Consider the following 14,021-nt stretch of genomic DNA (forward strand, 5'->3'; position numbering starts at 1 on the left):
TCGTCGCACGGCGCGTTCCAGCGGAACGCGCTGTTCGGTGGGGTGGAGGGCGGTGCACGATGCGGTTCACCGCGCTGCGGCGCGGGCGATGACGCGCGCCGGGTGGAACGAGAGGGTGCGGCCGACCGGAGGCGGGCCGAACCTCCAGGATACGGGCCGGGGACTCAGCCGTGGAACAGCCGGCTCAGTTCCACGAGCCAGGGTACGGCCACGGCCTGCGTCGGCACCACCAGGATGGCGGCGGAGCCGAGATAGGCGGCCGTGGCGATGCGAATGTCACCGATCCGCTCGCTGAGCCGCTGGATGCGGATGAGCGTGGTCGGGCCGCCCGCCGCCAGCGCGCCTTGCGGCGCGGTGGATTTCGCACACGCGACGAGGGCGCGGGCCAGGGGCTTGGGCCCGGTGACCTTGACCGCCGAGTCGTCCGCGAGCAACTCGATGAGCAGTTTGACCGAGCCGAGCGCGGCCTTGCTGCGCACCACCCGCGGGAACGCCTCGTGCACCGCCGTGAACGCTTCCAGCACGAGATCGTGCCTGGCCCGCAGATGCGAACGTTCGTGGCTGACGATGGCGGTGATCTCGGCGTCCGCGAGACTGGTCAGGGTGCCTTCGCTGAGCACAACGCGCTGGCGCAGGCCGGGCAGGCAGTAGGCGATCGGCTCGGTCGCGGCCAGCACCCGGATGTCCGCCGCGCGCCGGTGCGGACCGCTCTGGTCCAGCAGGTCGACCAGCATCCGGTGACGCGCCCGCCGCCTGCGGGTATGCACGCCGACCCGGATGATCGCGTAGATCAGCCGGGCGCCGACCAGCAGCGTGAGCGCGAAGACGAAGACGTAGGCCAGCCACAGCGGCAGGCCGAGCGCGTCGATCTCCCTGGTCGGTGCGGTGGTCGGGCGGCCGTCGGGGCCGGGCACGAGCAGCTCGGCGGCGATGGCCAGCCCGGAGCCGAACGCGCTGAGCACGGCGGCGAGCGCGATGGCCTGCCAGAGCACCAGCGCTGCTCGGGGCGTCCGGTAGGTCCAGGTCGCCCGGCTGAGCAAGGCCGGGGCAGGCCCCGCGAGAAGCAATGCGAGTCCGGCGAAGACCGGCGCGGTTGCGTTCATCGACTCAGCTCACTGCGTTGTGGGGCCAGGGCGCCCGAGGAGTCTACTGCGGCGGCGGCGCCGAGTCCTCGTCCTCGGTAGCTTCGAGCTTAGCGAGTGCTTCGCGCAGGGCGGCAGCCTCGTCCTTGCCGACCTGCTCCACGAAGTGCACCAGCGCGGCGGCGCGGCTGCCCGCCGCGTCGGCCTGTTGCAGCGCGTCGACCATCAGGCTGGCGACGAGTTCGTCGCGGGTGTGCACGGGCGCGTAACGGTGCGCGCGGTCGTCGCGGCGCTGCACCACCAGGTTCTTCTTCGCGAGGCGTTGCAGCACGGTCATCACCGTGGTGTACGCGAGCTCGCGGCGTGCGGCGAGAGCCTCGTGCACCTGCCGGACCGTTTGTGGTTCGTCGGCCGACCACAACTGGTCCATGACCGCTTTCTCGAGTTCACCAAGACCTGCCATTCCACAATTTTAGGTACTCAACGACGAAGATGCGTACTACAGGGTGTCGTAACCGTGAAGTAGCTGGTGTGTCATTTCTCATAGGGCGCGGATTCGGGCTCCCCGGCAGCGGGTCCGCCCACTTTTCCGCGCACGTGCCTGGCGCCGATCGGCACGATCATCGGCCGTCCCGACACCGGGTCCTCGAGCACCGTGGCGTCCAGGTCGAACACCTCGCGCAGCAGCTCCACCGACACGACTTCGCCCGGCGCCCCCGCCGCCACGACACGCCCGTCGCGCATGACGACCAGCTGGTCGCTGTAGCGGATCGCGAGATTGAGATCGTGCAGCACCATCACGACGGTGCGCCCGAGATCGGCGTGCAACCGGTCCACCAGGTCCAGCACCTCGATGGAGTGTGCCAGGTCGAGATACGTGGTCGGCTCGTCGAGCAACAGGATGTCGGTGCCCTGGGCCAGCGCCATCGAGATCCAGGCGCGTTGCCGCTGTCCGCCGGACAACTCGTCGAGCGGTCGGTCGGCGAGGTCGGCGATCCCGGTCTGCTCCAGCGCGGTCGTCACCTCGGTCTCGTCCGTGCCCGACCACTGCCGGAACCAGGACTGGTGGGGGTGGCGTCCGCGCGCGACCAGATCGGCGACGGTGAGTCCTTCCGGAGCCACCGGCGACTGCGGCAGCATGCCGACGATGCGGGCGACGTCCTTCGTCCTCATCGTCGATATCGCCTTGCCGTCCAACAGGACTCGGCCGTCCCGCGGTCGCAGCAACCGGCCGAGTGAACGCAGCAGGGTGGACTTTCCGCAGCCGTTCGGTCCGATGACGGTAGTCACCACGCCGGGGGTGATGGCCACACTCAGCCCGTCGACGATCACCCGGTCGCCGTAGCCGAGCGTGACGTTCTCGGCGCCGAGCCGGTGCCCCGGAGCGCTCGCCCGCTCCGTGGCGTCGGGAGTGGTGATGTCTGCGATCGTCATGACAGCGTCGCCTTCCGGTTCATACGCACGAGCAGGTACAGCAGGAACGGCCCGCCGAATGCCGCGGTGACGACGCCGACGGGCAGGTCGACCGGGAACACCGTGCGGGACGCGACATCCGCGCCGACCACCAGGATGGCCCCGGCCAGCGCGGAGCCGACGAGTGGTTCGCCCGGCGTGCGCAATACGCGCCGTGCGATCTGCGGCGCGGCGAGGGCGACGAATCCCACCGGCCCGACGGCGGCGGTGGCCACCGAGGCGGACACCACGGCCGCTCCGATCAGGATGGCCTGCTGGGTCTGGATGCGCACGCCGAGCGCGCGCGTGGTGTCGGAGCCGAGGCGCAGCGCGGCGAGCGTGCGGGCCGAGGCGAGCGCGACGAGGGCGGCGACTCCCGCGGCGATCGTCGCGGGAACGAGGTGCGCGGCGTCGGCCGCGTTGAGCGACCCGGTCAGCCACAGCTGCACGCGCTGGGCGTCCACCAGGCTGGCGCGGGTGAGCAGCCAGCTGATGCCCGCGGTCAACAAGGCGTTCACACCTACGCCGATCAGGACCAGCCGAAGACCGGTAGCGCCGTACGTGCCGGTGGCAGTGCGTCCCCAGGCGAGCACGTAGATGGCGACGGCGGTGAGCAGGCCGCCCGCGAGCGCCGCCATCGGCGCGCCGACCGAGGCGGCCAGGCCGGTGCTCGCGCCGCCCGTGCCGACCAGCACGGCGACCGCGCCGAGGCTCGCCCCCGACGTGATGCCGAGCATGTCCGGCGCGGCCAGGGGGTTGTGCAGGATGGACTGGGTGATCGCGCCGGAGAGCCCGAGCGCGAGGCCGACCACGAGCGCGGTGAGCGCGCGCGGCAGCCGGGATTCCAGCACGATGAACCGCTGCGCCTTGGTGCCGCCGCCGGTCAGCACGTCGAGCACGCGCCCGAGCGGCAGATGCGACTCGCCCACCGCGATGTCCAGACAGAACAGTCCGAGGGCCAGCGCGATCAGGAGCGCGACGAGCACCACCATCCGCGGTCGCAGCACCGTCGACACCGGCCCGACGCGCAGCGCGGGTCGCCCGGTCGTGGTTCGCAGCGAAATCGTCACAGATTCACCAGCTTTCGCCGACGCACGAACGCCAGGAAGAACGGGACCCCGAGCACGGCCAGCATCGCCCCGACCTCCAGCTCGCCGGGCCGGGCCACCACCCGGCCTGCGATATCGGCGATGAGCAGCAGCAACGCGCCGAACAGTCCGGAATAGGGAATCAGCCAGCGATGGTCCGGTCCGGTGATCGTGCGCGCGAGATGCGGGACGACCAAGCCGAGGAAGGCGATCGGTCCGACCGCCGCCGTCGCCGCGCCCGCCAGCAGCACGACGGCCGCGAGCCCGAGCGCGCGGTTGCGGCCCACGTGCACGCCGAGCCCGCGCGCGACATCGTCGCCGAGGCCGATCAGGTTCAGTCCGGGCGCGGCCGGCACCGCCAGCAGTATGCCCGCCGCCAGGAACGGCAGCACCTGCCAGAACACCTCGGCGTCCCGGCCCGCGACCGTGCCGATCACCCAGAAGCGGTAGGTGTCCAGCGCGGCGGCGTCGAACAGCACGACGGCGTTCGTCATCGCCTGCAGGAACGCGGTGATCGCCGCGCCCGCGAGCACCAGGCTCAGCGGACTGGCTTTGCCGCCGCCCACGGACGAGGTCGCGAACACCACCAGCCCGGCGACCAGCGCTCCGACGAGCGCGAACCAGATGTATTGTTCCGGCGCGCTGTAGGAGAACAGGTACACGCTCAGGGCCGCGAGGAATGCCGCGCCCGCGTTGAGCCCGAGCAATCCGGCGTCGGCGAGCGGATTGCGGGTGTAGCCCTGGATGAGCGCGCCCGCGATGCCCAGAGCCGCCCCGCAGACCAGTGCCAACGCGGTGCGCGGCAGCCGTAGGCCGCGCACGATCTGTTCCTCCGTGGATCCGGCGGCGCAGGTGAAGGGTCCGCCGGGGCAGGTGAGCGCATGGTGCACGGCGTCGTAGACGGTGCCGGGCGGGAGCGATCGAGCGCCGACCGCGACACCGGCGAGCGCGGCGAGCATGAGCAGGGCGGTCGAGAGGAGCAGTCCGGAAAGACGGCGCCGCCTCACGGTGGAAAGAAAGGTCACGGCGACGAGCTGCTCCTGAAATCAGCGATACGGTTGCTAGGTCTGGTAAGCCTAACCTATCTTTCGGTACAGACGGGCATGGCCGAGTGTCCGCCGCGCCGCGCGACGGAGCCGATCCCCGAGGAGGTTCGATGACCGAGCTCATCACCACGCCACATCGCTCGCCGACGGCGTTCGGACGCGCCTGTGCCCGGCTTCGCGCGCTGCAACCGGAACATCCGCGGGTCTACGCCGTGGCGTCGATGGCGGAGCAGGGCAAGCGGCGCTGGTGGCGACTGGCCGACGGCGTGCGCGAGGGACGCGTCGAACTCATGTACCGGCGGCACGCCGCGGAGATGATCAGCGCCGATATCGCGGCGGAAGTCGTTGCCACCGCGCTGATCCACGCGATCGTCGGACGCGTGGTCGCGCTGCTCGTCGCGGAGGGGCGGGCCTGGGATCCGGGCTTGGAGAACCTTTGGATCCATACCGACAACGACGGCGGGATCGACTGGGCGGGCCTGTCGGACACGACGATTCGCGTGGTCGACGGGGATCCGCTGGCCGGTGGACGGGGTGTGGTCGCCTTGCCGTGCCCGGAAGCGATGTACGTCTGGCTCGCGCATCGCTGCGAGTCCGCGCTGACGGTCGTCCAGCAGAGCTTGGCCCGCTGCTCCGGTCTGAGTGCCCGGCGGTTCTGGTCCCTCGTGGGCGAATCGGTCGCGGGCGCTTCGACTTACGTGCCCGACCTCGCGCGAACCGATTCGGCGACCGGTGCGCGGCGCGGCCAGGCGTTGCTGGCGGCGATGGCCGAGCGCGGGCTCCCCGTGCGACGGTCGGGATCTTGCTTAGTTAGGTAAGCCTGACCTATACTTGTCTCGGCGTACGGATCGCGCGAGAGTCCCGAGGGCTGCGGTGACCCCCGATCCCGTGCCGCGGCGGGCTCCACCTCCGGTGGGGCCCGCCGCTCTGTTCCCTGTGACCTGCGTCGCCCGCTCTGGCGTGCCGCCGGGGCACGGATCTAGTCTGACGCCGACACGAACGCCCGAACCCGCTGCACGACAGGGTTATTCGTGGTCCGGCCGTCCTCGGCGGGTCACCGCCGCGTCGCGGATTCGGCCCGGTGCCGTGTCGCGGTCATCGGTGCGCACCGTCGCGCGCCTGGTCCGAGTCGTCGATGACGCCCGCTTGCCCTCCCGCACAGGCTTTCACGGTGGCTCTCCGGAAGTTCGAGGGGTTGTCAGCTTGCCCACCAGCACACCGTTCCGTCCCCGATCGATCGCCGCGGTCCTGGCCGCGGTCGCGGTACTCGTGCTGCCCGCCTGCGGCTCGGGCGGGCAGCGGGGACCGACGGGCGAACCGTCCACGCACCACGCGCCGCACTGGGATTACGACGCCGAGGGCCCCGACCATTGGGCCGACCTGGACCGGGACTTCCTGACCTGCAAGAGCGGCCATCAGCAGTCACCCGTCGATCTGCCCGGTCACGCCCGCCTCGAGCCGCACGAGCACACCACCGTCGACTACCACTCGGTGCCCACGGTGACGCTGCGGAACAACGGGCACACCGTGCAGGCGAATCTCCCGACGCACAACGGAAATCGGATCGTGGTCGACGACGTGCCGTTCGAGCTCGTGCAATTCCATTTCCACCTGCCGAGCGAGCACACCGTGGACGGCGTGGGTACCACGATGGAAGTGCACTTCGTGCACAAGAGCGCGACAGGTCAGGTGGCTGTGCTCGGTGTGCTGCTGCGGGCCGCACCGGGGCCGTCGGGCTTCGCGCCGATCCTCTCGGTCGCGCCGCGGGCGGTGGACGTCGAGACGGTCGTGCCGGGCCCGATCGACTTGCGCTCGATGTTGCCGGGTGCCACCGATCAGTACCGTTATCAGGGTTCACTCACCACCCCGCCGTGCAGCGAGGGTGTCTCGTGGACGGTGCTCGGCAGTCCGGTCGCGGTGGCCCCCGCCGACGCCGACCGCTACCGGGCGTTGTTCTCGCACAGCAACCGGCCGACCCAGCCGCTGAACGGCCGGTCGGTCACGCTGGCCGGCGGATGAGGCCGCGCCGGCGGGCGGTGGGGGCTGTGCGACAGTGAATACATGACACAGCAGGAAACGCAGCGGTTCGGCTCGCTGGCGGGCGTCACGCCGGAGCAGATGAACGCCTACAGCGAAGGCACCTTCGCCGACCTGATCGGCCTGCGCTACACCGAGCTGAGCCCCGACCGCGTGCGCGGCGAGTGGGTCGTCAAACCGCATCTCTACCAGCCCGCGGGCATCCAGAACGGCGGTGTGTACTGCACCGTCATCGAGACGCTCGCCAGCATCGCAGGCGGCATCTGGTTCGGCGACCAGGGCACGGTGGTCGGCGTGAACAACAACACCGATTTCCTGCGCGCGGTGCGCGAGGGCACGCTGTCGGGCGAGGCGACGCCGCTGCACCGGGGCAGACTGCAGCAGCTGTGGCAGGTCGTCATCACCGACGAGCAGAACCGCACCGTGGCCCGCGGCCAGGTGCGCTTGCAGAATCTGCCCCATCGTTCCTGACCGTCGCCCGGCGAGGGCGGAACGGGCGTGCCAGAATGGCCGTCACCCGCCCCTGTGAACCGGTGAGGAGCCCGGATGCGACTGTCACCGCACGAGCAGGAGCGCCTGCTGCTGAGCTACGCCGCCGAGCTGGCCCGGCGCAGGCGGGCGCGCGGACTCAAGCTGAACCATCCCGAGGCGGTCGCGCTGATCACCGATCACGTGCTGGAAGGCGCACGGGACGGCCGTACCGTCGCCGAGCTGATGTCCTCGGGGCGCACGGTCCTGGCCCGCGACGACGTGATGGAAGGCGTGCCGGAGATGATTCCCGATGTCCAGGTCGAGGCGACCTTCCCGGACGGCACCAAACTCGTCACCGTGCACCATCCGATCGGCTAGGCGGGCGGCATGCGGTATTCGAACGCCGCCCAGGCGAAGCGAGGCCCGGCGTGATCCCGGGCGAATACTTCTGCGCCGAGGGCGTCATCGAGCTGAATCCCGGCGCTGAGCGCCTCGAACTGGACGTGCTGAACACCGGTGATCGGCCGGTGCAGGTCGGCAGCCATGTGCACTTCCCGCAAGCGAACGCGGCGCTGCGGTTCGACCGGGCGGCCGCGCACGGACACCGCCTCGACATCCCGGCCGGGACCGCGGTGCGCTTCGAACCCGGTCTCGGGCAACGCGTGCGGCTCGTGCCGCTGGGCGGCGCACGCGAGGTCCACGGGATCAGCCGCACCCCACCTGGGCGTCTCGATGACTAGTGCATGGGCCCAGCCGATCCCCGGGAAGCGCCGGGCAGGAGGACGCGATGAGTGAGCTGAGCCGGGCCAGGTACGCCGAACTGTTCGGGCCGACGACGGGCGACCGGATTCGATTGGCGGACACCGATCTGCTGATCGAGATCACCGAGGACCGCAGCGGGGGACCGGGGCGCGCGGGCGACGAGGCCGTGTTCGGCGGTGGCAAGGTGCTGCGCGAATCGATGGGCCAATCCCGGGCGACGCGCGCCGAAGGCGCTCCCGACACCGTGATCACGGGCGTGGTGATCGTCGACCATTGGGGAATCGTCAAGGCGGACGTGGGTATTCGTGACGGACGGATCAGCGCGATCGGCAAGGCGGGCAATCCCGACACCATGACCGGGGTGCACCCCGATCTCGTCGTCGGCCCGTCCACCGAGATCATCGCGGGCAACGGCCGCATCCTCACCGCGGGCGCGATCGACTGCCACGTGCACTTCATCTGCCCGCAGCTCCTGGAGGAGGCGCTCGGCGGCGGCATCACCACCCTCATCGGCGGGGGCACCGGCCCGGCCGAGGGCAGCAAGGCGACCACCGTGACGCCCGGCGCGTGGCATCTGGCGCGGATGCTCGAGGCCACCGACGGCTGGCCGGTGAACATCGTGCTGCTCGGCAAGGGCAACACCGTCAGCGCCGAGGCCATGTGGGAGCAATTGCGAGCCGGGGCGGCGGGATTCAAGTTGCACGAGGATTGGGGCTCCACACCGGCCGCGATCGATGCCTGCCTCACCGTGGCCGACGCGGCCGGGGTCCAGGTCGCGCTGCACTCGGACACCTTGAACGAGGCGGGTTTCGTCGAGGACACCCTCGCGGCGATCGCCGGGCGCGGCATCCACGCCTACCACACCGAGGGCGCGGGCGGCGGGCACGCGCCCGACATCATCACCGTCGCCGCCCATCCCAACGTGCTGCCCAGCTCGACCAACCCGACTCGCCCGCACACGATCAACACGCTCGACGAGCACCTGGACATGCTCATGGTGTGCCACCACCTGAGCGCGTCGATCCCCGAGGACCTGGCCTTCGCCGAGAGCCGCATCCGCCCGTCCACCATCGCGGCCGAGGACCTGCTGCACGATCTGGGCGCCATCTCGATGATCGGCAGCGACTCGCAGGCCATGGGCCGCATCGGCGAGGTCGTACTGCGCACCTGGCAGACCGCGCACGTGATGAAGCGCCGCCGCGGCGCCCTGCCGGGCGACGGCGCCGCCGACAACGCACGGGTGCGGCGGTACGTCGCGAAATACACCATCTGCCCGGCTATCGCGCACGGCCTGGACCACGAGATCGGTTCGGTCGAAGTGGGCAAGCTCGCCGATCTGGTGCTGTGGGAGCCCGCGTTCTTCGGCGTTCGCCCGCACGCCGTGCTCAAGGGCGGCGCGATCGCCTGGGCCGCGATGGGCGACGCCAACGCCTCCATCCCGACACCGCAGCCGGTGCTACCGCGCCCCATGTTCGGCGCCGCCCCGGCGACCGCCGCCGCCACCTCGCTGCATTTCGTCTCCGAGCAGGCGATCGAGGACGGCCTCGCCGACCGGCTGCGGGTGCGGCGCAGGCTGGTGCCGGTCCGCAACGTGCGGGGCGTGACGAAGACGGATCTGCCGCACAACGACGCCATGCCGCGCATCGAGGTCGACCCGGACACCTTCACCGTCCGCATCGACGGCGAGGTCTGGCGCGAACAACCAGCTGCCGAATTGCCCATGGCGCAGCGCTATTTCCTGTTCTGAGCGCCGGCGATTCGCCTGAGCGTGCCAGCTCGCAACCATGGACACTCGTGGAGCGGAAGCCGCACATGCACGGCGAGTGCAACGGCCCTACCCTCCGAGGCCGAACACGGGCAAACAGGCCAACTCTGCGAGTGGCACATGGCCGTGGCGGAGCGCGAGAAGGGTTCACGCTCATGTGCCACTCGTGTTGGTGGAAAGCGTATAGTCCGGGGCTCGGTCGTGAAGTAGTAGGGAGGGAAGTATGGGTGGGCTCGCTGAGGGAGGGGTGGTGCACAGGATTGTCGTGGGGGTTGTCGGCGGGGTGACGTTCCTGGCGGCGATGTTCGCGACCTCGGCGGCCGCGCCGCTGCCGTCGGGCAGTGGGTCGGCCGGACCGTCCAACGGTTCCACGGTCACCTTGAACGACTATTGCCAGGATCCCGGCGCGGTCGGCCACCTCGCCGACGGTCGGACCGTCTACTGCACAGAGGTACAGAACACCGACGCGTTCGTGTGGTCCTATAGCCGGAACCCGATCCCGCGCGATCCCCACACGCGCGGCTACGCCTGTGACAGCGACGCCTGCCATCGGCCCGACGGCACTGCCGTCCCGAACTACGAGCGCTGCGGAATCCTCTGTGGCGAGCCGCCCACCAGTGGCGACGTGCAGAGCGGCCTCGACGACTGCTTCGCAACGGGAGCCGAATTCGAGGAGTGCGAACGCCGGATGCGGTGAGCCGCGCGTCACGAACCTTCCCCGCCTCGCAGTAGACGGTGGGTCGCCGTTCGGGTGGTTCCGCTGGGACTCGAACGCCGCGCCGGTTCCGTGGGGGAGGTCGAAAAACCGCTTCGGTCGGCCAGGGACAACACCCCGTGCGCAACATGACGACCGTCGTCGCCGGCCTATCGCGAACGGTCCGGATCGAAGAACGCTACGTGAGCCGGTGCTCGTGCACGGAAGTGCTCAGTCCGGTGCCGTTGAGGTCCAGATACAGCAAACGCTCGGTGACGGACAGGGTGACAGCGTTGCGTCGTTCGACCGCGGCGACGGCGGAATCGATGAAGTCGCGATCGAAGCTGTACAGCGGTATCGCGTCGGCGCGATGAATGCGTTTGCCGGTGAGTTGCGCCAGTACTTTCACCGGGTCGCGATGGGTGTAGACGGCGACGCGTTCGGCCAGCTTGCTGCCCCGGTGCACCCGCTCGGCGTCCGGCGCGCCGACTTCGATCCACGCGGTCAGCCGTCCGGTGAGGTCGCGGACCAGCACCGCGGGCTCGTCGGTGGACGAGACTCCGCCGTCGCTGAAGGCGATCCCCTCCTCGTACTCGAGGCAGTAGGCCAGCACGCGGGTCAGCATGAACTCCGCGGATTCCGACGGGTGACGCGCCACCCGCAACTCCAGCTCCTGATAGACGCCGCGGTCGACGTCGGCCAAGTGGACGGCGAAGCTGTGCAGTGTCGCGCTGAGTGCCATAGGTGCAGCAGCTTAACGCTGGGCTACCGGATGCGGCCGCGCAGGGACGGCGGCGGACGTGCAGTGCGGCTGCGACAGGTGCAGTACGACGTGCGCAAGCCGGCGAATGCGTCTGCCCCCGTCTAGGATTCGGCGGTGACACTTACTCGTGACGACTTGGCCGGCTATGTCGAGCGCGACCTGGACGCCGATCTGGCGAGATGGTTCGCCGACCGGCCGCCGGTCATCGTGCCGGAAGAAACCCGGCCCGTGGCGCCCTTTCTGGACCGGTTGGCGCCCGCGGCCGCGGCGGCTCTGGCGGCCTTCGACCGCCGGGTGCGATCCGGGCGCATGCCGCAGTTCCTGGACATCCATTCCTGGTCCTACGGTTTCGATTTCGCCGGCAACGACTGCGGGCTGATGGACTCCGACTACGAGACCGAGTTGACCGACGACGACGTGTACTCGATCGGCGCGGACGGCGGCGGCAACCTGTACCTGGTGCTCACCAACGGACAGGTCGCGATCTGGTTCCACGAGGAGGAAGTCGTCGAGGGCGGCACTCGTTTCGACGATCTCGATATCTTCCTCTGGTCGGTCGTGCGTTACCACGCGGTGCGGGCCGGGGTGCTGGAGCGCGACGCCGTCGAGGCGGACTTCCTGTCCCTGGGCCAGGACGGCGCGCTCGAGCCGGACCTCGGGTTGCTGCGCTACATGAAGTAGGGCGCGGCCGTGGGTCAGTCTTCGCCCGCACGTCGCTGAAACGGTCGGCGGGCACGGAAGGCGTCGCGGAGCCAGGGCGATCGGCGGTGGTGGGGGCGGCTGCGGTCGGCCCAGAGGGGATTCGATTCGTCCCGGCGGTAGACGGCGAGCTGACCCGCGATGGCGAAGTGCAGCCGGGTGGCCTTGCCGATCACCTCACCGTCGGTGGCCAGCGCCTCCGGCGTGGGCAGGTGCACGAAGAGTTCGGGCAGCTGCCGCTCGCCGTAGACCTTGCTGTGGCCGATCGCCGCCAGCAGCAGTGCCAGCACGGCACGGGTGCGCGACCAGCGCAGATCGGCGCGCAGCCAGCGCACGTCGAGCAGTCCGGCGTCGAGCCGGTCGCGGAAAGCGGGCACCGCGCCGTGCGGATGGTAGGGACCGTTGCCGACGAAGAGGAACCAGACCCGCTGCCAGCGTCCGTCCAGGCAGATCTCGATCGGCTCGGCCCGGCGCAGGGTGACCACGAGCGCGGCGGCGAACGCCGGCCATTTGCCCCAGCGTGACTGCCATTGTTCGCGCAGCTGCACCAGATCCGGATAGGCGCCGAGGCTGGCCGTGTTGATCAGATGCCTGGTGCGCGAACCGGTCTCGTCCTCGCATTCGACGCTGGCGATGTCGACCGCGACCGCCTCGCCCTCGCCGGTCGCATCGATCACTTCGCGCAGGTCGTAGACGCCGAGGTCGCGGGCGAAGTGGTTGAGCGTGCCGGTGGGGATGACGACCAGCGGCAGTTCGTGGCGCAACGCGACCGCGGCCACGGCCGCCACCGTGCCGTCGCCACCGGCGACACCGACCGCCAGCACCGGTTCGCCGTGGTCGGCGATGGCCCGCTCGAGCTGGTCGGCGCAGTCGACATCGGGCTGCGTGCGCAGCACGGTGGCGGCGGGCAGGGCCTCGACGACGTCGTCGGTGGGGTCGTAATTCGGATCGCCGGAAATCGGATTGACCATGACCACGAGGCCTTTGCCCTCCACCAGCGTCGGCACCGCGGGGACCGGGCTGGCCTGCGCCTCATCGGATTCGCGCACCGGCCACCAGCGTCGCGTGGCCAAGGCGACACCGGAACCGACGGCCGCGCCGATGACCACATCGGAACTCCAGTGCACGCCGGTGTGCACCCGCGAGTAGGCGACGGTGGCGGCCAGCGGGGCGACCACCAGCGCGGTGCGCGGGCTTTCCATGGCCACGGCCGTGGCGAACGCGGCGGCGCAGGCGCTGTGTCCCGAGGGGAACGACGACGACCTCGGGGCGGGGGTGAGCCGCCGGTACACCGGCAGCAGTTCGGCGGCGGGCCTGCGTCGTGCGATGAGCGACTTGAGGCCCACATTGACGACGAGGCTGGCTCCTGCGACGGAGGCGACACCGCGCAGCGCGGCCCGGCGCGGTGCGCCCTGGCGGGTGGCGAGCAGTGTCGCGAGAGCCAGCCACAAGCCGCTGAAATCGGCACTGTTGGTGAGCCGCAAGAGGCCGTGGTCGACCACCGAGGCCGGCAGTTCGGCGACCGCGCCGCCGATCGCCCGATCGATTCGTCCGATGCCGTGGAACTTCCGGCGCACCCAGCTACTCACCCGTCCGACATTACCGATCGCGAACGTCGCGAAACGTGCCCTCCCATGCCATTCCGGCGCCTTACCGTGACGTGGCTCTCCGGGGCGGTGCACCGGGGCCCGGGCAGAGCCCCGAAATCCTGGGCGTAACGCCGTTCTCGTAGCGCCGACATCCAATTGTCGGGAATTCGAAAGGGCGCGACGCCAACCGCTGCCCCTCGGGCGGACCGGTCGTGATCACCTTCACACTCGGCGACGACGGCCGCACGGTGACACCGAGTCCGGCCATTCCGGATCAGGTCGGCAACCCGGCAGGTAACCCGGCGGTTCGCCGGTCGCGAAAGGTGTTCCGTTGCAATAGCTCTGTCGTTGCCCGCGGTCTGGCCGATTCGGCACGGGCGGACGCGGCGGCCGGTGCGTGCGGTCTCGCCCGTGCCGACGCGAACTTCGCGGCCGCCGCCCGGGACAACGTCGCTCGCGCCCGGGATATCGCGGAGGCGGCCAACGCCTACGAATTGTGACGGGCTGAGTGGACCGGCTGTCCCGTGCCGTTGTTCCTCCACGGCATGCTCCAGCGTGCGGCGCATGCCGCGC

The 14,021-nt window shown here is 70.3% G+C and carries 16 protein-coding genes; 9 read left to right on the forward strand and 7 right to left on the reverse strand.

Features of this window, described 5'->3' with window-relative positions; genetic code table 11:
* Nucleotides 1–164: 164 nt before the first annotated feature.
* The 5 genes from ABZ552_RS30330 to ABZ552_RS30350 form a co-directional block, all read right to left on the reverse strand.
* Nucleotides 165–1,103, reverse strand: coding sequence for a M56 family metallopeptidase (locus ABZ552_RS30330; RefSeq protein ID WP_281873548.1), 939 nt, complete (start codon nucleotides 1,101–1,103; stop codon nucleotides 165–167).
* A 43-nt stretch (nucleotides 1,104–1,146) separates the two neighbouring features.
* A complete protein-coding gene (locus ABZ552_RS30335; RefSeq protein ID WP_040866505.1) occupies nucleotides 1,147–1,545 on the reverse strand; it encodes a BlaI/MecI/CopY family transcriptional regulator in 399 nt (132 codons plus the stop codon).
* A gap of 71 nt (nucleotides 1,546–1,616) precedes the next feature.
* On the reverse strand, nucleotides 1,617–2,516 hold the full coding sequence (locus ABZ552_RS30340; protein ID WP_357441398.1) for an ABC transporter ATP-binding protein: 900 nt from the start codon (nucleotides 2,514–2,516) through the stop codon (nucleotides 1,617–1,619).
* Complete coding sequence (locus tag ABZ552_RS30345; protein WP_357441400.1) at nucleotides 2,513–3,604, reverse strand: iron chelate uptake ABC transporter family permease subunit; 1,092 nt, start codon at nucleotides 3,602–3,604, stop codon at nucleotides 2,513–2,515. The genes ABZ552_RS30340 and ABZ552_RS30345 overlap by 4 nt, the downstream gene beginning before the upstream one ends.
* On the reverse strand, nucleotides 3,601–4,629 hold the full coding sequence (locus tag ABZ552_RS30350; protein ID WP_357441402.1) for an iron ABC transporter permease: 1,029 nt from the start codon (nucleotides 4,627–4,629) through the stop codon (nucleotides 3,601–3,603). The genes ABZ552_RS30345 and ABZ552_RS30350 overlap by 4 nt, the downstream gene beginning before the upstream one ends.
* Before the next feature lie 149 nt (nucleotides 4,630–4,778).
* Between ABZ552_RS30350 and ABZ552_RS30355 the strand changes: the two genes are divergently transcribed.
* The 7 genes from ABZ552_RS30355 (at nucleotide 4,779) to ABZ552_RS30385 (ending at nucleotide 10,400) form a co-directional block, all read left to right on the forward strand.
* Nucleotides 4,779–5,486: a hypothetical protein gene (locus tag ABZ552_RS30355; RefSeq protein WP_281873543.1), complete on the forward strand. Its 708-nt coding sequence runs from the start codon at nucleotides 4,779–4,781 to the stop codon at nucleotides 5,484–5,486.
* Between the two features lie 385 nt (nucleotides 5,487–5,871).
* The gene (locus tag ABZ552_RS30360) at nucleotides 5,872–6,687 is read left to right on the forward strand and encodes a carbonic anhydrase family protein (RefSeq protein ID WP_357441404.1); all 816 of its coding nucleotides are present in this window, start codon (nucleotides 5,872–5,874) and stop codon (nucleotides 6,685–6,687) included.
* A 99-nt stretch (nucleotides 6,688–6,786) separates the two neighbouring features.
* Entirely contained in the window at nucleotides 6,787–7,176 is a 390-nt protein-coding gene (locus ABZ552_RS30365; RefSeq protein ID WP_236567367.1) for a PaaI family thioesterase, read from the forward strand.
* Between the two features lie 75 nt (nucleotides 7,177–7,251).
* A complete protein-coding gene (locus ABZ552_RS30370) occupies nucleotides 7,252–7,554 on the forward strand; it encodes an urease subunit gamma (protein WP_195090954.1) in 303 nt (100 codons plus the stop codon).
* Nucleotides 7,555–7,604: 50 nt separating this feature from the next.
* A complete protein-coding gene (locus ABZ552_RS30375) occupies nucleotides 7,605–7,916 on the forward strand; it encodes an urease subunit beta (RefSeq protein ID WP_281873539.1) in 312 nt (103 codons plus the stop codon).
* Nucleotides 7,917–7,963: 47 nt separating this feature from the next.
* The gene (locus tag ABZ552_RS30380) at nucleotides 7,964–9,685 is read left to right on the forward strand and encodes an urease subunit alpha (protein WP_281873537.1); all 1,722 of its coding nucleotides are present in this window, start codon (nucleotides 7,964–7,966) and stop codon (nucleotides 9,683–9,685) included.
* A gap of 268 nt (nucleotides 9,686–9,953) precedes the next feature.
* On the forward strand, nucleotides 9,954–10,400 hold the full coding sequence (locus ABZ552_RS30385) for a hypothetical protein (protein ID WP_357441407.1): 447 nt from the start codon (nucleotides 9,954–9,956) through the stop codon (nucleotides 10,398–10,400).
* A gap of 196 nt (nucleotides 10,401–10,596) precedes the next feature.
* Here the strand turns inward: ABZ552_RS30385 and ABZ552_RS30390 are convergent, their stop codons facing one another.
* Complete coding sequence (locus ABZ552_RS30390; RefSeq protein WP_281918763.1) at nucleotides 10,597–11,139, reverse strand: YaeQ family protein; 543 nt, start codon at nucleotides 11,137–11,139, stop codon at nucleotides 10,597–10,599.
* A gap of 135 nt (nucleotides 11,140–11,274) precedes the next feature.
* Between ABZ552_RS30390 and ABZ552_RS30395 the strand changes: the two genes are divergently transcribed.
* Nucleotides 11,275–11,841, forward strand: coding sequence for a hypothetical protein (locus ABZ552_RS30395; RefSeq protein ID WP_281873532.1), 567 nt, complete (start codon nucleotides 11,275–11,277; stop codon nucleotides 11,839–11,841).
* Nucleotides 11,842–11,855: 14 nt separating this feature from the next.
* Here ABZ552_RS30395 and ABZ552_RS30400 read toward each other — a convergent pair whose 3' ends face one another.
* Entirely contained in the window at nucleotides 11,856–13,448 is a 1,593-nt protein-coding gene (locus tag ABZ552_RS30400; protein ID WP_281873530.1) for a bifunctional phosphatase PAP2/diacylglycerol kinase family protein, read from the reverse strand.
* Between the two features lie 212 nt (nucleotides 13,449–13,660).
* On the opposite strand from ABZ552_RS30400, the gene ABZ552_RS30405 reads away from it, so the two are divergent.
* Nucleotides 13,661–13,948, forward strand: a complete 288-nt coding sequence (locus ABZ552_RS30405) for a hypothetical protein (protein ID WP_357441410.1) — start codon at nucleotides 13,661–13,663, stop codon at nucleotides 13,946–13,948.
* Nucleotides 13,949–14,021: the final 73 nt, after the last annotated feature.

This window comes from Nocardia sp. NPDC019219 (assembly GCF_040632645.1).
Lineage (GTDB): Bacteria > Actinomycetota > Actinomycetes > Mycobacteriales > Mycobacteriaceae > Nocardia > Nocardia sputorum.